Source organism: Cedecea sp. AS113 (assembly GCF_037152415.1).
In the GTDB taxonomy this organism is placed as follows: Bacteria; Pseudomonadota; Gammaproteobacteria; order Enterobacterales; family Enterobacteriaceae; genus Cedecea.
Genome location: NZ_JBBCMI010000018.1, coordinates 38,380 through 61,217, shown reverse-complemented (window position 1 = coordinate 61,217; position 22,838 = coordinate 38,380). Strand labels below are relative to the sequence as shown.

Below are 22,838 nucleotides of genomic sequence, written 5' to 3'. Positions count from 1 at the left end.
ATTATGACAAACACTGTTGATTTTATTGGCGTAGGTATCGGCCCGTTTAACCTGAGCATTGCGGCGCTGTCTCACGAAGCAGAGGGATTTAGCAGCCAGTTCTTTGACAGCCGCCCTGACTTTGCGTGGCACCCGGGCATGTTAGTGCCGGACTGCCATATGCAGACCATGTTCCTGAAAGACCTGGTCAGCGCCGTGGCCCCCACCAGCCCGTTCAGCTTTGTGAACTACCTGGTGAAACGTAAAAAATTCTACCGTTTTCTGACCACCGAGCTGCGCACCGTCTCGCGCGATGAGTTTTCGGACTACCTGCGCTGGGCCGCAGAGGGCATGAACAACCTGCAGTTTAACCAGACGGTTGAGCGCGTTGATTTCGACGAGCAGCGCAAGCTGTTTGTGGTGCAGACCAGCCAGGGGGAAACGCTGGCGCGCAACATTTGCCTCGGCATTGGCAAGCAGCCTCACCTGCCGCCGTGCGTAAAAACCGCCACGCCAACCTGCTTCCACGCCAGCGAAATGAGCCTGCGTCTGCCGAATCTGGCCGGGAAACGCGTCACGGTGGTTGGCGGCGGGCAAAGCGGTGCCGACCTGTTCCTGAATGCGTTCCGTGGCGCCTGGGGCGAAGTTGCCGAAGTGAACTGGGTTTCACGCCGCAATAACTTTAACGCGCTGGATGAAGCCGCGTTTGCCAACGAATACTTCACGCCGGAATACGTCACCGGCTTTGTGGGCCTGAATGAAGGCGCGCGGCAGAAAATGCTCGATGAGCAGAAGATGACCTCCGACGGCATTACCGCCGATTCGCTGCTGACCATCTACCGCGAGCTGTATCACCGCTTTGAAGTGCTCGGGCTGCCGCGCAATGCTCGCCTGCTGCCAAGCCGCTCTGTAACAGGCCTTGAAAGCCGTGGCCAGGGCTGGCAGCTGCTGCTGGAACACCATCTGGACAAGGGCTATGACACGCTGGACAGCGACGTGGTGATTTTCGCCACCGGCTACCGCCCTACGCTGCCGCAAATGCTTTCGCCGTTAATGTCACGCATGACGATGCTGGATGAGTGCAACTTCAAAGTGCGCGACGACTTTACGCTGGAGTGGAATGGCCCGGCCGGAAATAACATCTTCGCGGTCAACGCCAGCATGCAAACCCACGGCATTGCCGAGCCGCAGCTGAGCCTGATGGCGTGGCGCTCCGCCAAAATCCTGAATCGCGCGCTGGGGCGTGATTTGTTCGATCTCAGTACGCCGCCCGCGCTGATCCAATGGCGCAGCGGCAGCCGGGAAAAACCGCAGCACAGCGCTGCGTCCTTAACTCACTACTCCTCAAAATCATTCGAAATGCAGCCCGGCGCTAACTGAGTTTATCCCCCGGCACGCAGGCCACTGCGGGACGGGGGTAACCGTTAACCCCGCGTCAAATTGAAGAATGACGAGGACACAGCATATTTGGGCAGATGTTTGTCAGCCCGTATGAAGGAACAATGATGATAACCAAAAAGCAAACGCTTTGGGCGCTCAATCCGTTACTGCTCGCCATGATGGCACCGGCAGTGGCACAGCAAACCAGTGACGAGACGATGGTGGTTTCTGCCAACCGCAGCAACCGCACCGTCGCCGAGATGGCTCAAACCACCTGGGTGATCGAGAAAGCCGAACTGGAGCAGCAGATCCAGGGCGGCAAAGAGTTTAAAGACGCGCTAGCCCAGCTGATCCCTGGCCTCGACGTCAGCAGCCAGAGCCGTACCAACTACGGCATGAACCTGCGTGGTCGCCCGCTGGTCGTGCTGGTTGACGGGGTACGCCTCAACTCTTCCCGTATCGACAGCCGCCAGCTGGACTCTATCGACCCGTTCAACATCGATCATATTGAAGTCATTTCCGGGGCGACCTCCCTGTACGGCGGCGGCAGTACCGGCGGGCTGATTAATATCGTGACAAAAAAAGGCCAGAAAGATACACAGGTAGAGTTTGAGACCGGGATCAAGAGCGGCTTTAACAGCAGCAAAGACCACGATGAGCGCGTCGCCAGCGCCATCTCCGGCGGGAACGACCATATTTCTGGCCGCGCCTCGATCGCCTATCAAAAATTCGGCGGCTGGTATGACGGCAAGGGTGATGCCACCCTGCTCGACAACACCCAGACCGGGTTACAGTATTCCGACCGTCTGGACGTGATGGGCACCGGGACGCTGAACATCGATGAAAACCAGCAGCTTCAATTAGTCACCCAATATTATAAAAGTCAGGGCGATGACGATTACGGCCTGGACCTTGGGAAAAATTTCTCAGCAATCAGCGGCGCAAGCACCCCTTACGTTAGCAAAGGGCTGAACTCTGACCGAGTCCCCGGCACAGAACGTCACCTGATCAGCATGCAATATTCCAACAGCGACTTCCTCGGCCAGGAGATGGTGGGCCAGGTTTACTACCGTGATGAGTCGTTGCTGTTCTACCCGTTCCCGACGGTAAACGCGAGCCAAAAAGCGACCGCATTCTCCTCTTCCCAGCAGGATACTAACCAGTACGGCGCGAAACTGACCTTCAACAGCAAGCCGCTCGACGGCTGGCAGCTGACCTACGGCCTGGACGCGGACCACGAGCGCTTCACCTCTAACCAGATGTTCTTCGATCTGGCGCAGGCCAGCGCCTCAGGCGGCCTGAATAACCAGAAAATCTATACCACCGGACGTTACCCGGCGTATGACATCAGCAACATGGCGGCGTTCCTGCAGTCCAGCTATGACATCAACGAGATCTTTACCCTGAGCGGCGGCGTGCGTTACCAGTACACCGAGAATAAGATTGATGATTTCATCGGCTACTCGCAGCAGCAGCAAATTGCCTCAGGTAAAGTAAAATCCGCCGATGCTATCCCTGGCGGCTCCACCAACTACGACAACTACCTGTTCAACGCCGGCCTGCTGATGCACCTCACCGAGCGCCAGCAGACGTGGCTGAACTTCTCCCAGGGCGTGGAGCTGCCTGATCCGGGTAAATACTACGGCCGTGGCACCTATGGCGCGGCGGTTAACGGCCACCTGCCGCTGACCAACAGCGTCAACGTCGGCGCGAGCAAGCTGCAGGGCGTGAAGGTTGACTCCTACGAGCTGGGCTGGCGCTACACCGGCGACAGCCTGCGCACGCAGATTGCCACCTACTACTCGCTGTCTAATAAGGAAGTCGTCCCGAATACTGACCTGACCATTAGCGTGAATGACAATAAACGCCGGGTTTATGGCGTGGAAGGCGCGGTGGATTACTTTATCCCTGACAGCGAATGGAGCACCGGGGCTAACTTCAACGTCTTAAAAACCGAGTCAAAAGTGAACGGCAGCTGGGAGAAGGTTACCGTTAAAACCGCCAGCCCGTCGAAAGCCACCGCCTATATTGGCTGGGCGCCGGACCCGTGGAGCCTTCGTGTGCAAAGCACCACCTCGTTTGACGTCAGCGATAGCGCAGGGAATGAACTCAAAGGTTACACCACTGTTGATTTACTGGGCAGCTACCAGCTCCCGGTGGGTAAACTTAGCTTCAGCGTTGAGAACCTGCTGGACCGCGACTACACCACACTTTGGGGCCAGCGCGCGCCTCTGAACTACAGCCCAGGCTACGGTCCTGCTTCGCTGTATAACTACAAAGGCCGTGGTCGCACCTTCGGCATGAACTACTCTGTGCTGTTCTAAGCCTCTTCCTTGCCCGGCAGCTGCCGGGCAAGTTCACACGCTTACCCTTCCTAACAGTTTATCCCTCGACCCGCGCAAAATAGTCTTTTAAAAATAAGGGATATTTTCCTCTCTTATGACCGGAGACGATATGCAAGTTGGGTTTATTGGCGTGGGCAGCGTAATAGAAACGGCTTACCTGCCAGCTATTCAGCGACTCGCCCGGCGCGATGTGGTTTGCTATGGGTTTGATCCCGCCCCACGCTACCGCTCTGATGCCATCACGCTTCTCCCCTCCCTAACCCAGCTTCTGGCGCTGCCGCTTGACCTGGTGTTTATCACCACGTCATCGCTCCAGCATTGGCCGATCCTGAAGCAGGTGCTACAGCAAAGTTCGCTGCCCGTCGTGGTGGAAAAACCCGTCTCGGCAACGCTTCAGCAGTTGGACGAACTGACATCATTCCTGAGCGATCCGGCCATTGCCGCGCGGGTGCTCGCCCTGGATCACTGGATGGTGAGAACCGATGCGGCACGTTTTATCGACCGCCTCGAATATATCGACCGTATTGAGGGATTCCTGCTGGAGCCCAGCGGGTTTAATGCCGTCGGAGAGCCGATTGCGCTGAATTTTGCCACCGGCGAGCCTGATACTCGTGCGCTGCACCACCCGGACGGCGTTATCGTGGACATCGGCACGCATGTGCTGGCGATGATGCGCGAAACGCTGATGCAGGCGGGCGCTGACGAAGCGCTGGAGCTTGAGTTGCTGCTGGCCAAAGACCGGCTCGGCAACGGCATTGTGCCCGGCGATGTCACCACGGCAGAGGGCCAGGCGCTGCTGCGCGGGGAAATGGGCGGCATCCCCTGCGTGCTACAGCTGAACAAATATGCCGGGCCCGCCGGGGGGCAAAAAGGTATTAATATCGTGCTGAAAGATGGCAGAGTGATTGCCGTCGACAGACGCGGGGTAAATGAAACCCTGAGCGTTGACGACGAGGTAAAACTGGATATCAGCGGGCCGCTGTACGACCGCTGCCTCGGAGAGGTCATTTTTGCCGGTAAAACACTGTTTGAGCAGGCTCCTGAGACGATTCCCGCCTTAACCCGCCGCAGAATTCAGGAAGTCAGGGTCTTATTGACGCTGCAGCAAACGCTGCGCGGCGAGCACTAGAAACACAAAACCCGCCGAAAGGCGGGTTTATATTTTAAGACTCGGCATCAGGCTTTGTTCAGCACCAGCTGGCCTTTGCTGTCCAGCGGGATCTGAGTGCCAGGGTCTTTATCCATGCGGATTTTGCCCTGCTGATCGCCGATTTTGTAGGTCACATCATAACCGAGCATTTTTTCTGATTTGTCATACACAGTCTTGCAGCGCTGCTGGGTGGTGGTGTAGGTATCCCCCTCCTGCATCGCGCCCTGCACCTGGTTCCCGGCGTAGCCGCCGCCCAGCGCGCCCACGACCGTGGCAACATCCTTCCCGCGTCCACCGCCAAACTGATGACCAAGGACGCCCCCGGCCACCGCGCCCAGAGCAGAACCTAGAATACGGTTCTCATCCTGAACAGGTTTGCGGTGCGTCACGGCCACATTGCGGCACTCCTGACGCGGTGTTTTAACCGTTTCCTTGATTGGCGTCGCTGACACCACCTGTGCATACTGGGGACCACGGTCAAACACGTTCAAACTGGCTACCGCAGCCACGCCCAGCGCAGCGGCCACGCCAATACCTATACCCGCTAACATTGATTTATTCACAGGACATCCTCCTGACCTTGTTGTTAACCTAATTTTGCACTGCAGTGACAATATTGAGAAATCAGACAACGGATCAAAAGTGCGGGATCGTGCGGTGAAAACGTGTGTTTAAGACAACTCCGAGCAATCCGCCAGGAATATGCCGAATGTTATGCTGCTTCCCGGCAATAAAAAACCCGGCACGGGGGCCGGGTTTCGGAAGGAAATAAAACTTAGTGCAGCTTCAGGCGTGGACGAATCACGCGGTTGATGCTGCCCACCAGCATCATCAGGCCAGTTTTGAAATAACCGTGCAGCGCAATCTGGTGCATACGGTACAGGGAGATGTACACGAAGCGGGCGATGCGGCCTTCCACCATCATCGAGCCGCGCATCAGGTTACCCATCAGGCTACCCACGGTGGAGAATTTGGACAATGAAACCAGCGAGCCGTGATCTTTATAGCTGTAAGCTTTGAGCGGCTGGCCTTTCATCTGCGCAAGGATGTTCGTCAGCGCGCGGGAAGCCATCTGGTGCGCGGCCTGAGCGCGAGGAGGCACGAAACCACCTTCCGGGCGAGCGCAGGATGCACAGTCGCCGATAGCATAGATATCCGGGTCGCGCGTGGTCTGCAGCGTTGGCTCAACCACCAGCTGGTTAATGCGGTTAGTTTCAAGGCCGCCGATATCTTTCATGAAGTCTGGCGCTTTAATGCCCGCCGCCCAGACCATCAGATCCGCTTCGATGAACTCGCCGTCTTTGGTGTTCAGGCCATGCGCTTCGGCACTGGTCACCATGGTTTGCGTCAGCACGCGAACGCCAAGCTTGGTCAGTTCGCTGTGCGCGGCGGCAGAAATGCGCGGCGGCAGCGCAGGCAGAATGCGCTCCCCGGCTTCCACCAGCGTGACGTTCAGCGCTTCGTTGGTCAGCCCTTTGTAGCCGTAGCTGTGCAGTTGCTTAACGGCGTTATGCAGCTCAGCAGACAGCTCAACGCCCGTCGCGCCACCACCAACGATAGCGATGTTAACCTTGCCGCTTGCGCCCAGGTTGGCGGAGTATTTCAGGAACAGGTTTAGCATCTCGGAATGGAAACGACGCGCCTGATGCGGGTTGTCGAGGAAGATGCAGTTCTCTTTCACGCCAGGGGTGTTGAAGTCGTTGGAGGTGCTCCCCAGCGCCATCACCAGCGTGTCGTATGGCAGCTTGCGCTCAGGCACCAGCAGCTCGCCCTTTTCATCGCGCAGTTCGGCGATGGTCAGCGTTTTGCTTTCGCGGTTGATATCCACCACGGAACCCAGCTGGAACTGGAAATGATGATTGCGCGCGTGGGCCAGGTAGCTCAGCGCATCCACGCCTTCATCCAGCGAACCGGTAGCCACTTCATGCAGCAGCGGTTTCCACAGGTGGCTGTGGTTACGGTCGACGAGCGTAATTTTGGCTTTTTTGCCACGCCCCAGTTTTTTACCTAACTGAGTCGCCAGCTCCAGACCACCAGCGCCGCCGCCAACAATCACTATTTTTTTCAATGGTGTAGTCAACTTGACCCCCTAAAATATTAACCAATTGTTAATTAAAAGTTATCCAAATAACCTTTAATTAACAAAGGGTTACTGCACGTTTAACGCCAAACTTTATCGAGAATAACATGAAGGGTGCATTGGTCATACCAAAATTGATGTACATCAATTTTTATGCCGAAAAGATAAACAAAAAGGCCAGCGCGAGGCTGACCATGACATTTTCCCTAAATAATTCGAGTTGCAGGACGGCGGCAAAGCTGAGAAACCCCAGGAGCATAGCTAACTATGTGACTGGGGTGACAAATCTGTCGGGAATAGATTTGAACGCTGCTCGCAGCGGCCCTTTAGGGTGAGGCTCATGGATGAGCCGAATAGCAGGTGCAGCCAACACACCTGCGGCTTGAAGGTATGACGGGAAAATTTAGCCCAGGGTTTTAAAGGCTTTAATGCGTTGCAAATGCCGGGAGATATTTTTGAATTTGTGGGTTTGCTGCTCGTCCCAGACGATTTCATAGTAGTGATGCAGCGCTTCAGCCGTGCGCCGGTTGTCCAGCGCTTCGTCGTTGCGCGAGAGAATAGCCAGGCAGCGATCGCGGTTCTTCTCACGGAAGTTTGGCACGCACTTGGTGGTGATATCCGCGTACTCTTCCGGCCTGTCGATCTTCCCTTCCATGTTTTCATGGGGGTAAAGGTTCGGGTTAAAAATAACCTGCCGCATATCGCAGAGAAAACCAATGCGCTCCGCCCAGAATCCGCCGAGACCCACGCCGCAAATTAAGGGACGTTCGTCGTCGGTAAGCTGCTGCATCTTGTCGACTTCCTTCAGCAGATGCTGCATGTCGTGCTTCGGATGCAGCGTGCTGTAGCTGATCAGCCGCACATCGGGATCGATAAACTGAAGCTGCAGCACTTTTTCATGGTTTCCGGGACTGTTTGAGTCAAAACCGTGCAAATAGATTATCATCGCATCCTCATTACCTGAATATTAGCCCGCCTTATGCGCCTGCCACTGCTCGTGCAGCGCTTCCAGCTTCTGGTTCACCTGCTTCCAGCGATCGGATGAACGCAGCTCATCGCGGGTAAATGACCCTTTATGATACAAACCTGTAACACGTTCTGCTTTGACCGGCGACAGGTTATCAAGCACGCTCACCGCACCTTTACGATTATTGCAGACGAGGATCATATCGCAACCGGCGTCCAGCGATGCCTGACCGCGTTCGGCATAACTGCCCATGATAGCCGCGCCTTCCATCGACAAATCATCGGAGAAAATCACACCATTAAAGCCCAGTTCGCCGCGCAGGACCGTTTTTAGCCAATACTCAGAGCCGCTAGCCGGACGCGGATCGACTTCATCATAGATAACGTGGGCAGGCATGATGGCATCCAGCTTATTCTCGCGAATCAGTGAGGCAAAAATGCGCATGTCATGCTCGCGGATTTCCGCCTTCGGGCGCGGGTCGTGCGGGGTTTCTTTGTGCGAGTCGGCGGTGACCGCCCCGTGGCCAGGGAAGTGTTTACCGGTGGTTTTCATGCCCGCAGCATGCATCCCGTCGATAAAACGCGTGGCCATTGCCAGCGCTTTGGCCGGATCTTCATGGTAAGAACGTTCCCCAATGGCCGCACTGATGTGCCCGATATCCAGCACCGGCGCAAAGCTGATGTCGATATCCATGGCGATCATTTCGCTCGCCATCAGCCAGCCAGCCTCAGCCGCCAGCTTGCCGCCCTCTTCCAGGCCGCGGAGTGCCGCAAAAGATTGTGCCGCAGGCAGACGGGTAAACCCTTCGCGGAAGCGCTGCACGCGGCCGCCTTCCTGATCGACGGCAACAACCAGACGATGGTGCGAAGCTTCACGGATCTGGCGCACCAGTTCACGTAGCTGCTCCGGGTCGTGGTAGTTGCGGGTAAAAAGAATCAAACCGCCCACCAGCGGGTGCTGCAAAATTTCACGCTCTTCCGCATCCAGCTCGAAGCCGGCCACATCCAACATTACTGGGCCCACAATACTCTCTCCTGATGTTTGCTCGCCCGCAGCGCGCGCCACGCGTCGTCTGCCAGCGTAATAAAATGTTGCTCCCCGGTTTGCCGCCAGCGGCATTCATACCAGGACGCCATAAGTAACGCTATCCACGGCCGCCAGCGCGCAACCTGGCGATTGAGGACGTCGAGGCTGAGTGAAGCCTGGGCAGCATACAACTCCAGCAGCGCTTTACTGTCGACGGTGTTTGCCGCCAGCACGGCGGCCAGCTCCAGCGCAATATCGCCATCCCCGGCGTATTCCCAGTCAATAAGCCCCAGGCGATTGCCCGGTTGCCGCACCAGATTTCCCGCGTGAACATCCATATGCAGAGGGGCCAGCCGCAGAGGCCTGGGCTCCTTACGCCGCTTCAGGCGCTTTAATTCACGCAGCCAGGTCAGGGTTCGCCTGTTTGGGTCGCTTTCCTGCCAGTAAAACTCAAGCAGCGGAGCCAGGCTTATGCGCCAGCCGAACGGTTTCTGCCGATGAAGATAATACAATAAGCCCGTTAATTCAGTGAGCGGGGCCAGGTTCGGCAAAACCTCGCCGTCAAGCCAGCGGGTGAACAGCCAGCCTTCCGCCAGACACCAGGGCTCGGGCGCGATGCCGACGGGCAACTGCCTGAGCGCGCGATGATGCCGCCGAAGGGAAATCCCCGGCAAGCGCTGTTCGGGCAGCTTTCTTGCCGTAAAGCTGCCGGCTTCTGTCTCTACGCGGTAGCTTGTGCCGCTCAGTCCCTCGAGCGCAGAAACACAACCGGCGGCCTGAGCCGCCGGAAGGTATCGAGTCACTGCCGCATCGAGCGATGCTTTAGTTGGTTTGCTGAACAGCACCGCTACCCGACCAGATGATTTCGCCAGTTTGCACCAGCATCAGCTGCATTTTCAGCGTGGGCGTGTTCACGTTGCCGCTGGCGTTGGTGTAAAGCACGTACTGGGCGCCGGTGTTACGCGCAATGCCAATCGCTTTGCTTCGCGTACCTAAGCTGTCCTGCGGGGAAAGCCCAAGCTGCTGCTTAGCCATCGAGAGCTGCTGCGCAGAAACCAGCGTGAACTTGTTGTTGTTGGCCAGCGCGCCGCGCAAGGCTTCAGTCGCGCTGCTGGTTTGCAGGCTGCCATTGGTGCGGTTGTTGACGCTGTCCACCAGCAACACGCTACCCGGCGTCACGCCATCCGCCTGCAGCATTTTGCTGACCATCGGCTGCATGGCACTGTTCCAGTCATAGGTGCGAACCTTAGGCTGAGGCGGAATAGTAGGCTCTGGTTGTTCCACAGGGCCAGGCTGCGTCGGCACGGTCGGTACCGTTGGCACGGTAGGCTCCGGCTGAGCAGGCTGCTCTGCGCCAGGTTTAACTTCTTCTACCGGGGCAGGCTGTTCGCCGCGATTAATACACCCGGTCAGGATCAGCGCCACCGCAGTGACGGCCAGATAACGATGAAGTCCCCTAATCAAAATTCGCTCCTTACAGAGAGAGAAAGACGTACTTTTTTGGCTCCCGGCCAGGCTGCAGTCGAGTCAATACGCTGCGAAGACTGCCCCGGGAGGGTAACGGTACGCACTTGCTCAAGCGGGTGGATTTCCAGCCCTTTTTTGTCGTACCAGTAGAAACGGTAGTACAGCGTGACCGGCTTATGCTGCTCATTATACAGCGATGATTCGGCCACCGTGGCACCATTCTGTTGAGAGATATCCGGTTTTTCCGCGCTAATCCCGGCCGCCAGCACCGCAGATTCCATGACCAGGGTTTGGTCGTTGTTCACCGGAATGGCGGGGCTAGAGCTACAGCCCGCCACCAGCAGCAGCGCTAACAGACTCAGGGAAAAGCGCGACATAGGCTCAGTCCTTATGCGCCAGCATTGGGCCAAGCGGACGGCCACCCAGCAGGTGCATGTGAATATGGTACACCTCTTGCCCACCGTGTCGGTTGCAGTTCATGATCAGGCGGTAGCCGTCAGCGGCAATCCCTTCCTGTTCTGCAATTTTAGCTGCAACGGTCATCATCCGCCCCAGCGCAAGCTCGTGTTCAGCTTTAACGTCATTGGCCGTTGGGATAAGCACGTTTGGAATGATGAGGATGTGGGTGGGTGCCTGAGGGGAAATATCACGAAACGCAGTGACCAGTTCGTCCTGGTAAACCACATCCGCCGGAATTTCACGACGAATAATTTTACTGAAAATAGTTTCTTCGGCCATGAGCTGTTCCTTGAAGGAGAAAACGGTGTTGGGAGTATGAGCGAGGCGCTCATTTGACTCAACCTTCTGCACGCTTTTCTTTCGTTAAGTGCTGGCCTTTAAAACAAATTCGTCTTTTTTCAGTAACAAAAAAGGGAGGCTTTCGCCTCCCTTATCGCTCCCCGAACAAACTTAGTTGTTACGGATCCACTCATCCATTTCGGTTTTCAGGTTATCGGACTTGGTGCCGAAAATAGCCTGAACGCCGGAACCTGCGACAACCACACCTGCTGCACCCAGTTTTTTCAGGCCAGCCTGGTCAACTTTTGCCACGTCGGCCACGCTAACGCGCAGACGGGTGATACAAGCGTCGAGGTTAGTGATGTTTTCTTTACCGCCGAAAGCGCTAACCAGAGCAGGTGCCATTTCGCTGGTTACGCCAGCGGTGGTTTCTGCGGTGGCGTCTTCACGACCCGGGGTTTTCAGATCCAGTGCCTTAATCAGTACGCGGAAGATGGTGTAGTACACGATCGCATAGCAGATACCGACAATTGGGAACAGCCACAGTTTGCTGCTGTTACCGCTCAGCACGATGAAGTCAATCAGACCGTGAGAGAAGGACGTCCCGTCACGCATGCCCAGCAGGATACAGATAGGGAATGCCAGACCCGCCAGAATCGCGTGAATGATGTACAGGATCGGGGCCACGAACATGAAGGAGAATTCGATTGGCTCGGTGATACCGGTCAGGAACGAAGTCAGCGCCGCGGAGATCATGATCCCGCCCACTTTTGCACGGTTCTCTGGTTTAGCAGAGTGCCAGATAGCAATGGCCGCAGCCGGCAGGCCGTACATTTTGAACAGGAAGCCGCCGGACAGTTTGCCCGCAGTCGGGTCACCTGCCATGTAGCGAGGGATGTCGCCGTGGAACACCTGGCCCGCAGCGTTGGTGTATTCACCGATCTGCATCTGGAATGGAACGTTCCAGATATGGTGCAGACCAAACGGTACCAGGCAGCGCTCGATGAAGCCATAGATACCGAAGGCAACAACCGGGTTCTGGTATGCAGCCCACTGAGAGAAGGTCTGGATAGCCGTACCGATTGGTGGCCAGATGAAGGACAGCACTACGCCGGTGAAGATAGCCGCCAGACCGGAGATAATCGGTACAAAGCGTTTACCGGCGAAGAAGCCCAGATACTCAGGCAGCTTGATGCGGTAGAAACGGTTGAACATGTATGCCGCAATTGCACCGGAGATAATACCGCCAAGCACGCCGGTATCCGCCAGGTGTTTAGCTGCAATTTCTTCCGCAGGCAGGTGCAGGACCAGAGGCGCGACCACGGCCATGGTTTTCACCATGATGCCATAGGCAACAACCGACGCCAGGGCAGATACGCCATCGTTGTTAGTGAAGCCCAGTGCCACACCGATAGCGAAGATAAGCGGCATGTTGGCGAAGACTGAACCGCCCGCTTCCGCCATAACGTGAGAGACAACGACCGGCAGCCAGCTGAAGTTTGCAGACCCGACGCCCAGCAGGATACCTGCGATAGGCAGTACGGAGACTGGCAGCATCAGCGATTTACCCACCTTTTGCAGGTTAGCAAATGCATTCTTAAACATAATAGAGAGTGCTCCTGAGTATTTGTGCTTTTTTTGTACGCATTTACGCATCGAACCGGGGGGAGAACCGGTTCATAAACAGGACATCTAAGTGTCCTTTTATTTATTACGCAGAGTAAAATAAATAACGAAAACTTTGTTTGACGGCTATCACGTTTCTCAGCCGATCGCGCGAAAAACTTTCATTAATTTACATAACACGCTTACAAATGGTTCAAAACGAGCGTGCACCGCTCATTTTATGGCGGTGCACTTTACTCGCTTAGGCTATTAATTACGAGCTTTAAAATAACTATGAATTTCAGAGAGATTGCAGGCGGGATAAGGGGACGTGGAACAAATCAGCAAAGTTCTGCGTGGTGGCAATAGCCAGTTCTTCCAGCGAAACGCCCTTCAGTACGGCCATATATTCGGCAACATCACGCGTCATAGCAGGCTGGTTTTCTTTCCCGCGATGTGGCACTGGTGCAAGATACGGGGAGTCCGTTTCCACCAGCATTCTGTCCAGCGGGACATAACGCGCGGCGTCACGCAGCTGCTCGGCATTCCGGAAGGTCACTATCCCGGAAAAAGAGATGTAAAACCCCATATCAAGCAGTTTACCCGCCGTTTCTCTGTCTTCCGTGAAACAGTGTAGTACCCCGCCGCACTCTGTCACTTTTTCTTCCTGCAGAATGCTCAGCGTATCGGCGCGGGCATCACGGGTGTGGACGATCACCGGCTTGTTCAGCTCGCGGCCAATACGGATATGGTTCCGGAAAGATTCCTGCTGACGCGGTTTTGTTTCCGGCGTATAGAAGTAATCCAGCCCGGTTTCCCCCATCGCGATAACGCCAGGTTCGGCGGCCAGGCGGCGCAGCTCTTCAACGTCGTACTCTTCGTCCTGGTTCAGCGGATGTACGCCACATGAGAAGGCCACGTTGTTACGCTCCCCGACCAGCTCACGCATTCCCCGATAACCGTCAAGGGTAGTCGCCACAGCCAGGCAAAACTTCACGTCCCTGGCGGCCGCTTTTTCCAGAACGTCATCAACGTTTTTGTGCAGGGATTGATAATCCAGGCCATCGAGATGGCAGTGTGAGTCGACCAGAAACATAGTAATACTCTTAGAGATGATGTGAGTGAAGCAGTGCGCCGGGCTGAGCCAGACGCTCCCACGTAAGAAGACTTTCCGTGAGCAGGAGCTCACGGTTAACACCCACCACGTTAAGCAAGGCATCGCGGCAGGTAAACCAGTGGTGAAGCAGGCTTTGCAGCACGGCCGGGGAATAACGCCCGCCGAGGCTTGCCACCAGCGGCTGCATATCCGCGTTGGTGAGCCACGCCCCTGCCCCCTGCTGCCACTTGAGGGCATCAACCAGCAGCGCGCAAAGCCAGTGGACGCGGCGGGCAGCGTCCTCATGGTTTAATGCCGGCAAAAGCGCCAGCAGGTTGTTCGCTTCCCCAGCCTGAGTGAGCTTCTCGCAAAGCTGCTGCCGGGCCTTCCACTGTTCGGGCTGCAAAAGCGCCAGCGCGGCGGCAGGAGCCCCGGAGCTAAGCCGCAGCGAGGCCTGAAGCTCTTCCGCAGAGGCCGTTGTCTCGCGGCCCAGCCATGCCAGAGCAAAACGCTCATCCGGGGGCGCAAGGTGCCAATAAAGGCAACGGCTGCGCAGCGTTGCGGGCAAGTGCGCGGGTTCGCGGCTGCTCAGAAAGAACCAGGTATTTCTTGGCGGCTCTTCCAGCGTTTTCAACAACGCGTTCGCCGCGGCCTCGGTCAGCAGATCGGCATCTTTCAGCCAGACGACTTTCGCCCCGCCCTGCTGCGCGTGGCCATAAAGCTTCTCGGTGATGTCACGCACGGCATCAATTCCGAGGCTGGATTTGCCTTTTTCTACTTCAAGGGAGTAGCTGTCAGGGTGCGTACCCGCCTGCATCAGCTGGCAGCTATGGCAGTGGCCGCAGCTTTTATTGCCTTCCGGACTTTGGCACATCAGCCAGCGGCACAGGGCGTAGATTAACGCGTCGTCCCCCAGGCCCGGCAGCGCGTGAACCAGCAGCGCATGATGCCCACGCCCGGCCTGATACTGGCCGATAAGCTGCTCAAACGCGCCGCGAAGCCACGGATACCATTTCACTATCGCTGCTCCCGGAACCAGGTCAGCACGGCCTCACGCACGGCCAGCGAGACGTCATCCAGCGGCTGCGTTGCGTCGATGGTTTTAATGCGGCTGTCGCGGCCTGCCAGTTCCAGATAACGCGCACGTGTGCGGTTAAAGAAGTCGATAGATTCCTGCTCAATGCGGTCAAGTTCACCCCGGGCGCGGGCGCGGGTTAACCCCACTTCAGGCGTCACGTCGAGATAAATCGTCAGGTCAGGATAAAAATCGCCCAGCACGGTGTTGCGCAGCGCCATCAATAACTGCTGGTCAATCTGACGCCCGCCGCCCTGATAGGCCTGGGTGGAGAGATCGTGGCGATCGCCGATGACCCAGCTACCACGCGCCAGGGCCGGTTTGATCACCGTTTCTACCAGTTGGATGCGCGCCGCGTAGAACATCAGCACTTCGGCTTTATCGGTCACCTTCTCATCACCGATCCCGGCATTGTTGAGCGTTAACTCACGCAGGCGCTCGGCTAGCGGAGTACCACCGGGTTCACGCGTGAAGGTCAGCTCGCTGATACCCAGCTCTTTTAAGGTCGCCACGACCACGTTATGGGCGTTGGTTTTCCCGGCGCCTTCCAGGCCTTCGATGACGATAAATTTACTGTCCATTTTTATCCTTAAGAGCTTTGATATAGACCTGCACCGCCTTGTTATGGCTGGCGAGGTTGGTGCTAAAGGTATGACCACCCTTACCGTCAGCAACAAAATAGAGATACGGCGTTTTTGCCGGGTGCGCCGCCGCTTGCAGAGACGCTTCGCTCGGCACCGCAATCGGGCCCGGCGGCAGGCCGCTAATCACATAGGTGTTATACGGCGTGGGAGTCTCGAGATCTTTGCGCGTTAGCTTACCATTATAGCTGTCGCCCATCCCGTAGATAACGGTGGGGTCTGTTTGCAGGCGCATGCCAATACGCAGGCGGTTAATAAACACCGACGCCACCTGGTCACGCTCGGCCGCGACCGCGGTTTCTTTTTCGATGATCGAGGCCATGGTCACCAGGTCGTTTTCGGTTTTATAGGGCAAGCCATCAACTTTGCTTTCCCAGGCCTGCGCCACGGCTTTAACCATTTTTTGATGCACGCGCTTAAGCAAAGCAACATCCGTGGTGTGGGCGGTGTACATCCAGGTGTCCGGGTAGAACCAGCCCTCGACCCATTCAGGGTGCTCAAATTTCAGCGTCTCCGCCACGGTCGCATAGCTGTCGTCTTTTAGCGTGTGCTGGATGTATGGGGCATCTCGCAGCTGCTCGAGTAAATCGCTCAGGCGCATACCTTCCACAAAACGCAGCGGGAACTGCGCCTCTTTCCCACTGGCCAGCAGGCGGAGCATATCGGTGACCGTCATCCCTGGCGTGAGGCGGTATGTGCCAGCCTTAAATTTGGCCAGATCCGGCTCGACGCGCAGCAGCCACTGGAAAACACGCGGGCGTGTAATCAGTTTCTCTTCATAAAGCTGAGTGCCCAGAGCTAAACGTCCGGTGCCCTGCTTCAGGGTGAAAATGGTTTCCTGTTTGATCGGCAACGGCGCTTTTGCCAGCTGGCGCACCTTCCACATGCCTGCACCGGCGGCGATGCCAAGCACAATCAGCAAAACCAGAAAGAAACGAAACATTTTTTTCATCGGTAATCGGTTACTCACAAAGTGGGGCTAAAAAACAGTAAAGTTCACGCGATGTGTAGTCCCAGTCCTGGGCCTGGTTCACCGGTACAACCGGCATTAGCGCATTGCAAACGATCGCTTCATCCGCATCGGCCAGGGTTTCCAGACCTTCGCTGACCTCATGCAGCCGCCAGGAGGAATCCGTCAGGCACGCAATGATGCGCTGGCGCATCGTGCCATTCACGCCCGCACCGTTAATACACGGCGTATAAACGTCGTAACCTTTGCGCCAGAATAAATTAGCCGCACAGCATTCCACCAGGCTCCCCTGACTGTCAAGAACCAGCGCCTCCTGGGCCGCCGTCTGTTCAAGATGCGTACGAATAAGAACCTGTTCAAGCCGGTTAAGATGCTTAAGACCCGCCAGGGAAGGATTAATGCCTATTTTCACAGGACTGAGCGCCAGCCTAATTCCCTGCTCGCGCCAGGCGGGATAAAAGTCAGGGTAAGGCGACAGAGAGAGCATTCGCGTAGGCTGTGTGCAGTTCGATGCGCTGTAACCGCGCCCGCCCGCCCCGCGAGAAATAATCACCTTGAGCACGGCTTTGGTTTCTGAGGTCGCCAGCATGTCCATCTCATCACTGAGCATGGCCCAGTCAACCGGCCCTATCATCAGCGCTTCGCAGGCCTGCTGCAGGCGGCGAAGATGATCTGCCTGAAAGCGAACCTCACCATCAATAACACGGGCGGTAGTAAAGCAGCCGTCGCCAAACTGGATCGCCCGGTCGTTCGCCGGTAGCGTTTTCTGCCAGTGACCATTAATAAGATACATAGGGGTTCCTCAGGATACGGAGACACAAGGTTGCCAGAGGGATTTACGGGCGACAAGAGGGGAATTCTGAACAGCAAAAGGGCCCGCAAGCGGGCCCTTTCAGAAACGATTAGATCTTCTTGAAGATCAACGAACCGTTGGTACCACCGAAACCGAAGGAGTTACACAAAGTGTACTCCAGGCCGCTTACCTGACGAGCTTCGTGTGGCACGAAGTCCAGGTCACAGCCAACATCCGGGTTATCGAGGTTGATGGTTGGTGGCACGGCCTGATCGCGCAGCGCAAGGATGGAATAGATAGACTCTACCGCACCCGCCGCCCCTAACAGGTGGCCCGTCATCGATTTAGTTGAGCTCACCATCACACGGCTTGCATCGGCACCAAAGATAGACTTAACCGCCTGCGTTTCAGCTTTATCACCTGCCGGTGTAGAGGTACCGTGGGCGTTGACGTAGCCAACCTGCCCTGCAGAAATCCCTGCATCGCGCAGTGCGTTTTCCATCGCCAGCGCAGCACCTGCACCGTTTTCTGGTGGAGAAGTCATGTGGTACGCATCGCTGCTCATACCAAAGCCAACAACTTCTGCATAAATTTTCGCGCCGCGTTTTTTCGCGTGTTCGTACTCTTCCAGTACGATGACCCCTGCGCCGTCGCCCAGTACGAAGCCGTCACGATCTTTATCCCACGGGCGGCTTGCCGCTTGCGGGTTGTCGTTACGGGTAGACAGTGCGCGCGCCGCGCCAAAGCCACCAACGCCCAGCGGGCTACTGGCTTTTTCTGCACCACCTGCCAGCATTGCGTCTGCATCACCATAGGCAATGATACGTGCCGCATGGCCGATGTTGTGTACGCCAGAGGTACAAGCCGTGGCAATGGAAATGCTCGGACCACGCAGACCCAGCATGATGGTCAGGTGACCTGCCACCATATTGACGATGGTTGAAGGCACGAAGAACGGGCTGATTTTACGAGGGCCACCGTTAACTAAAGAAGAGTGGTTCTCTTCAATAAGCGTCAGGCCACCGATACCAGAGCCGATTGCAGCGCCGATGCGGGTCGCGTTTTCTTCCGTTACTTCGAGGCCAGAATCCTGCATGGCCTGAATGCCAGCAACAATTCCATATTGAATGAATTCATCCATCTTGCGCTGATCTTTGCGCGAGATGATGTCTTCACAGTTAAAATCCTTTACTAAGCCAGCAAATTTCGTTGCGTAGGCGCTAGTATCGAAATGGTCGATCAGGCTGATGCCACTCTGACCGGCAAGGAGAGCTTTCCAGGTAGACTCTACGGTATTGCCGACAGGAGACAACATGCCCAGTCCGGTCACAACTACACGACGCTTAGACACGTTTGTCCTCCAGGGAGGGAAAAAATACTAGTGGGACAATTCAGATAAAACTCAGGCGGTCGAATGACCGCCTGGAGATGTTCACTTACGCCTGGTGGCCGTTGATGTAATCAATGGCAGCCTGAACGGTGGTGATTTTCTCAGCTTCTTCGTCCGGAATCTCAGTATCAAACTCTTCTTCCAGAGCCATTACCAGCTCAACGGTGTCAAGAGAATCAGCGCCCAGGTCCTCAACGAAGGAAGCGGTGTTCACTACTTCTTCTTGCTTAACGCCCAGTTGTTCGCCAATGATTTTCTTAACGCGTTCTTCGATAGTGCTCATACTCTTAAATTTCCTATCAAAACTCGCTTTCGCGATGGTTTTCGTAGTGTATAAAATGTTGAAAAAGATGCAACCAAATCCCGGCTGGTCAAACCACGATTTTACGCTATTTTGCGGGCATTCGCCCAAATAACGCAAATATTTTTCACCGTGATTAAACCATATACATTCCGCCGTTGACGTGCAGGGTCTCACCAGAGATGTACCCAGCTTCGTCAGAGGCTAAAAATGCTACTGCACTGGCGATTTCATTTGCGTCGCCTAAGCGACCCGCAGGAACCTGCGCCAGTATACCCGCACGCTGTTCATCAGAGAGCGCACGCGTCATGTCCGTTTCAATAAAGCCCGGAGCAACAACGTTCACAGTAATACCGCGAGACGCGACTTCGCGCGCCAGCGATTTACTGAAGCCAATCAAACCAGCCTTCGCCGCAGCGTAGTTAGCCTGACCAGCATTTCCCATGGTACCAACCACAGAACCGATAGTGATAATACGCCCATGACGCTTTTTCATCATAGCTCGCATTACCGCTTTTGACAGACGGAAAACAGATGACAGGTTAGTTTCGACAATGTCGTTCCACTCGTCTTCTTTCATGCGCATCAGCAGGTTATCGCGAGTGATACCGGCGTTGTTCACCAGAATGTCTACTTCACCAAACTCTTTACGGATGCTGTCCAGCACGGCTTCAATGGAAGCCGGGTCGGTCACGTTCAGCATAAAGCCTTTGCCGTTTTCGCCCAGATAATCGCTGATGGCCTGCGCGCCGCTTTCGCTGGTCGCAGTCCCGATAACTTTTGCCCCGCGAGCCACTAAGGTCTCTGCGATGGCGCGGCCGATACCGCGGCTAGCGCCGGTAACCAGCGCAATTTTTCCTTCAAAACTCATGGTTTTCCTCGTTTTATTGTTCAAGCGCCGCTGACAGCGTTGCTGGCTCATTAATGGCCGTTGCCGTCATGGTGTCAACAATACGTTTGGTCAGCCCGGTCAATACTTTACCCGGACCCACTTCCAGCAGTTGGGAAACGCCCTGTGCCGCCATAAACTCTACGGATTTAGTCCACTGGACCGGGCTATAGAGCTGACGTACCAGCGCGCTACGGATAGCGTCTGCCGCGGTTTCACACTTCACGTCAACGTTGTTCACAACCGGAATTACCGGTGCGTTAAAGGTGATATTTTCCAGCGCTACCGCCAGCTTATCCGCCGCAGGTTTCATTAGTGCGCAGTGGGACGGCACGCTAACCGGCAATGGCAGAGCACGTTTTGCGCCCGCTGCTTTACACGCAGCGCCTGCACGCTCAACGGCTTCTTTGTTACCGGCAATTACGACCTGACCAGGAGAGTTAAAGTTCACCGGAGAAACAACCTGCCCCTGCGCTGACTCTTCACAGGCTTTAGCAATAGAAGCATCGTCCAGGCCGATAATGGCAGACATCGCGCCAGTCCCTTCCGGAACGGCGTCCTGCATCAGCTTGCCGCGCAGCTCAACCAGACGAACAGCATCGGCGAAATCAATTACGCCAGCACACACCAGCGCGGAATATTCGCCCAGGCTGTGGCCTGCTAACAGCGCAGGTGTTTTACCGCCCTGCTGCTGCCAGACACGCCACAAAGCGACAGAAGCCGTCAACAGGGCCGGCTGAGTCTGCCAGGTTTTGTTCAGCTCTTCCGCTGGCCCCTGCTGGGTCAATGCCCACAGGTCATAGCCCAGCGCGTCAGAGGCTTCGCGGAACGTGGCTTCAATCACCGGATAGCTTGCCGCGAGATCGGCCAGCATGCCAACGGACTGGGAACCCTGTCCCGGAAACACCATAGCAAATTGCGTCATGTCGAAAATTCCTTTAATCAAAAACGAACCAGTGCAGAGCCCCAGGTGAAACCGCCCCCGAACGCTTCCAGCAGCACCAACTGACCCCGTTTAATACGGCCATCGCGTACCGCTTCATCCAGCGCAGCCGGGACGGATGCAGCAGAGGTATTGCCATGACGATCCAGGGTCACGACGACATTATCCATCGGCATACCGAGCTTCTTCGCGGTCGCGCTGATGATGCGCAGGTTAGCCTGATGCGGTACCAGCCAGTCGAGCGCGGTGCGATCGAGGTTATTCGCTGCCAGGGTTTCGTCGACGATATGAGCCAGTTCAGTCACCGCGACTTTAAACACTTCGTTCCCGGCCATCGTCAGGTGAACTGAATTCTCAGGATTCACGCGATCGACGTTCGGCAGCGTCAGCAGATCCCCATAGCTACCGTCTGCGTGCAGATGGGTAGAAATGATACCAGGCTCTTCAGACGCCCCTAGCACAACGGCGCCCGCGCCGTCGCCAAAAATAATAATGGTACTGCGATCTTCAGGATCGCAGGTACGTGCCAGAACATCGGCCCCGATAACCAGCGCATTTTTCACTGCGCCAGATTTCACGTACTGATCGGCAATGCTCAACCCGTAGGTAAAGCCTGCGCATGCCGCCGCCACATCAAACGCCGGACAGCCTTTAATTCCCAGCATCGCCTGAATCTGACAGGCTGCGCTTGGGAAAGCGTGCGTGGAAGAGGTTGTCGCTACCACAATCAGGCCGATGTCATTTTTATCAATGCCGGCCATGTCCAGTGCATGAAGCGCGGCTTCATAACCCATGGTTGAAACGGTTTCATTCGGGCCCGCAATACGACGCTCGCGAATACCAGTCCGGGTGACAATCCACTCGTCGGTCGTATCAACCATTTTTTCCAGGTCAGCGTTAGTACGCACTTGTTCAGGCAGGAAGCTGCCGGTACCAATAATCTTCGTATGCATTTACGCTCAGTCACTCTTGGGTAATACAGATTCCAGGCGGGCAGCAATTCTGGTGGGAACTTGCCGCCGCACCGCCTGCACTGCCTGTTCAATCGCGACAGCAAACGCTCGCTGATTGGCCGCACCGTGGCTCTTAATCACCGTGCCGCGCAATCCTAACAGACAGGCGCCATTATACTGGTCGGGGTTGAGGTGACCGAATCGCCTTATCAGACGCTTTTGTAGCCACTTCTTCAATATTATCAGCCACCACGACCTTTTTTTTCCTTCCCCCTGCGATTTGAGCAGTGAAAGGAACATCCTGACAACACCTTCCATCGTCTTGAGTGTGACGTTGCCGACAAAACCGTCACAGACCAGAACGTCCGTCTTGCCAGTGAGCAATTCGTTGGCCTCAAGGTATCCAATATAGTGCAATGAAGGCATTGTTTTTAATAATGCAGAGGCGTCGCGGATACTGTCCAGCCCCTTCGTCTCTTCTTCGCCAATATTCAGCAGCGCAACGCGCGGGCGAGAAATACCCAATACTTCTTCGGCCATCACGGAACCCATAATGGCAAACTGCACCAGCATCGTGCTGTCGCAGTCAACATTGGCGCCGAGATCAAGCACCACCGTTTTACCTTTTTGCTGATGAGGTAATACCGTCATCAGCGCCGGGCGCTCTATTCCGTCTATCGGCTTGAGCAGTAACTTCGCAAGCCCCATCAGCGCACCGGTATTCCCGGCACTGACGCAAGCCTCTGCCCGCCCTTCTTTAACCAACTCCAGCGCAACGCGCATTGACGATCCCCGGCTGGCACGGATCGCCTGAGAAGGTCTGGCATCACTGGCAATAACCGATTCCGCAGGAATAATCTGCAGACGTGAGCGTTGCTCGAAATCAGCTTTGGCAAGTAATGGCGTGATTGCGTCGGGATTGCCGACTAAAAGAAGATTAAGCGAAGAGTTAGAGTCCAGTGCCTGCAAAGCTGCAGGCACTGTCACGGAAGGACCGAAGTCCCCACCCATGGCATCTAACGCTAGGGTTAGACGTCTCAAGGTTGCGCC

23 protein-coding genes are annotated in these 22,838 nt (G+C 55.9%); 3 read left to right on the top strand and 20 right to left on the bottom strand.

The window, feature by feature from the left end; translation table 11 throughout:
* Positions 1 to 3 precede the first annotated feature (3 nt).
* From iucD to WFN87_RS18790, 3 genes are all read left to right on the top strand, one after another.
* Complete coding sequence (gene iucD, locus WFN87_RS18800; protein ID WP_336983536.1) at positions 4 to 1,359, top strand: NADPH-dependent L-lysine N(6)-monooxygenase; 1,356 nt, start codon at positions 4 to 6, stop codon at positions 1,357 to 1,359.
* Positions 1,360 to 1,481: 122 nt separating this feature from the next.
* A complete protein-coding gene (gene iutA, locus WFN87_RS18795; RefSeq protein WP_213716307.1) occupies positions 1,482 to 3,683 on the top strand; it encodes a ferric aerobactin receptor IutA in 2,202 nt (733 codons plus the stop codon).
* A 130-nt stretch (positions 3,684 to 3,813) separates the two neighbouring features.
* Positions 3,814 to 4,833, top strand: a complete 1,020-nt coding sequence (locus WFN87_RS18790; RefSeq protein ID WP_336983537.1) for a Gfo/Idh/MocA family oxidoreductase — start codon at positions 3,814 to 3,816, stop codon at positions 4,831 to 4,833.
* Between the two features lie 47 nt (positions 4,834 to 4,880).
* Here the strand turns inward: WFN87_RS18790 and WFN87_RS18785 are convergent, their stop codons facing one another.
* From WFN87_RS18785 to plsX, 20 genes are all read right to left on the bottom strand, one after another.
* Positions 4,881 to 5,417 (bottom strand): glycine zipper 2TM domain-containing protein, encoded by a 537-nt coding sequence (locus WFN87_RS18785; protein ID WP_008453441.1) that lies wholly within the window; start codon positions 5,415 to 5,417, stop codon positions 4,881 to 4,883.
* A 212-nt stretch (positions 5,418 to 5,629) separates the two neighbouring features.
* Positions 5,630 to 6,934 carry an NAD(P)/FAD-dependent oxidoreductase gene (locus WFN87_RS18780; RefSeq protein ID WP_008453443.1) on the bottom strand — a complete coding sequence of 435 codons (1,305 nt, stop codon included), beginning with the start codon at positions 6,932 to 6,934 and terminating at the stop codon, positions 5,630 to 5,632.
* A 403-nt stretch (positions 6,935 to 7,337) separates the two neighbouring features.
* Positions 7,338 to 7,880: an alpha/beta hydrolase YcfP gene (gene ycfP / locus WFN87_RS18775; protein WP_008453447.1), complete on the bottom strand. Its 543-nt coding sequence runs from the start codon at positions 7,878 to 7,880 to the stop codon at positions 7,338 to 7,340.
* 21 nt (positions 7,881 to 7,901) lie between these two features.
* Entirely contained in the window at positions 7,902 to 8,924 is a 1,023-nt protein-coding gene (nagZ, locus tag WFN87_RS18770) for a beta-N-acetylhexosaminidase (protein ID WP_336983538.1), read from the bottom strand.
* Positions 8,912 to 9,772: a thiamine kinase gene (gene thiK / locus WFN87_RS18765; protein WP_336983539.1), complete on the bottom strand. Its 861-nt coding sequence runs from the start codon at positions 9,770 to 9,772 to the stop codon at positions 8,912 to 8,914. The genes nagZ and thiK overlap by 13 nt, the downstream gene beginning before the upstream one ends.
* Positions 9,750 to 10,391 (bottom strand): penicillin-binding protein activator LpoB, encoded by a 642-nt coding sequence (gene lpoB / locus WFN87_RS18760; RefSeq protein WP_336983540.1) that lies wholly within the window; start codon positions 10,389 to 10,391, stop codon positions 9,750 to 9,752. Before lpoB ends, thiK begins: the two co-directional genes overlap by 23 nt.
* Complete coding sequence (locus tag WFN87_RS18755; RefSeq protein WP_336983541.1) at positions 10,388 to 10,771, bottom strand: YcfL family protein; 384 nt, start codon at positions 10,769 to 10,771, stop codon at positions 10,388 to 10,390. Before WFN87_RS18755 ends, lpoB begins: the two co-directional genes overlap by 4 nt.
* 4 nt (positions 10,772 to 10,775) lie before the next feature.
* On the bottom strand, positions 10,776 to 11,132 hold the full coding sequence (hinT, locus tag WFN87_RS18750) for a purine nucleoside phosphoramidase (RefSeq protein ID WP_008453457.1): 357 nt from the start codon (positions 11,130 to 11,132) through the stop codon (positions 10,776 to 10,778).
* A 171-nt stretch (positions 11,133 to 11,303) separates the two neighbouring features.
* A complete protein-coding gene (gene ptsG / locus WFN87_RS18745; protein WP_008453459.1) occupies positions 11,304 to 12,737 on the bottom strand; it encodes a PTS glucose transporter subunit IIBC in 1,434 nt (477 codons plus the stop codon).
* 301 nt (positions 12,738 to 13,038) lie between these two features.
* The gene (locus WFN87_RS18740; protein WP_008453460.1) at positions 13,039 to 13,833 is read right to left on the bottom strand and encodes a metal-dependent hydrolase; all 795 of its coding nucleotides are present in this window, start codon (positions 13,831 to 13,833) and stop codon (positions 13,039 to 13,041) included.
* A 10-nt stretch (positions 13,834 to 13,843) separates the two neighbouring features.
* The gene (gene holB, locus WFN87_RS18735; protein WP_008453461.1) at positions 13,844 to 14,851 is read right to left on the bottom strand and encodes a DNA polymerase III subunit delta'; all 1,008 of its coding nucleotides are present in this window, start codon (positions 14,849 to 14,851) and stop codon (positions 13,844 to 13,846) included.
* Positions 14,851 to 15,489, bottom strand: coding sequence for a dTMP kinase (gene tmk, locus WFN87_RS18730; RefSeq protein WP_336983542.1), 639 nt, complete (start codon positions 15,487 to 15,489; stop codon positions 14,851 to 14,853). The genes holB and tmk overlap by 1 nt, the downstream gene beginning before the upstream one ends.
* Positions 15,479 to 16,501, bottom strand: coding sequence for a cell division protein YceG (gene yceG / locus WFN87_RS18725; protein WP_166993764.1), 1,023 nt, complete (start codon positions 16,499 to 16,501; stop codon positions 15,479 to 15,481). The genes tmk and yceG overlap by 11 nt, the downstream gene beginning before the upstream one ends.
* A 10-nt stretch (positions 16,502 to 16,511) precedes the next feature.
* Positions 16,512 to 17,312: an aminodeoxychorismate lyase gene (pabC, locus tag WFN87_RS18720; RefSeq protein ID WP_336983543.1), complete on the bottom strand. Its 801-nt coding sequence runs from the start codon at positions 17,310 to 17,312 to the stop codon at positions 16,512 to 16,514.
* 109 nt (positions 17,313 to 17,421) lie between these two features.
* Positions 17,422 to 18,663, bottom strand: a complete 1,242-nt coding sequence (fabF, locus tag WFN87_RS18715; RefSeq protein ID WP_071842830.1) for a beta-ketoacyl-ACP synthase II — start codon at positions 18,661 to 18,663, stop codon at positions 17,422 to 17,424.
* An 85-nt stretch (positions 18,664 to 18,748) separates the two neighbouring features.
* Entirely contained in the window at positions 18,749 to 18,985 is a 237-nt protein-coding gene (acpP, locus tag WFN87_RS18710; protein WP_004157115.1) for an acyl carrier protein, read from the bottom strand.
* 154 nt (positions 18,986 to 19,139) lie between these two features.
* Positions 19,140 to 19,874, bottom strand: coding sequence for a 3-oxoacyl-ACP reductase FabG (fabG, locus tag WFN87_RS18705; RefSeq protein WP_008453466.1), 735 nt, complete (start codon positions 19,872 to 19,874; stop codon positions 19,140 to 19,142).
* Between the two features lie 13 nt (positions 19,875 to 19,887).
* Complete coding sequence (fabD, locus tag WFN87_RS18700; RefSeq protein ID WP_336983544.1) at positions 19,888 to 20,817, bottom strand: ACP S-malonyltransferase; 930 nt, start codon at positions 20,815 to 20,817, stop codon at positions 19,888 to 19,890.
* A 17-nt stretch (positions 20,818 to 20,834) separates the two neighbouring features.
* Complete coding sequence (locus WFN87_RS18695; protein WP_336983545.1) at positions 20,835 to 21,788, bottom strand: beta-ketoacyl-ACP synthase III; 954 nt, start codon at positions 21,786 to 21,788, stop codon at positions 20,835 to 20,837.
* Positions 21,789 to 21,794: 6 nt separating this feature from the next.
* Positions 21,795 to 22,829, bottom strand: coding sequence for a phosphate acyltransferase PlsX (gene plsX / locus WFN87_RS18690; RefSeq protein ID WP_166875161.1), 1,035 nt, complete (start codon positions 22,827 to 22,829; stop codon positions 21,795 to 21,797).
* Between the last annotated feature and the right edge of the window lie 9 nt (positions 22,830 to 22,838).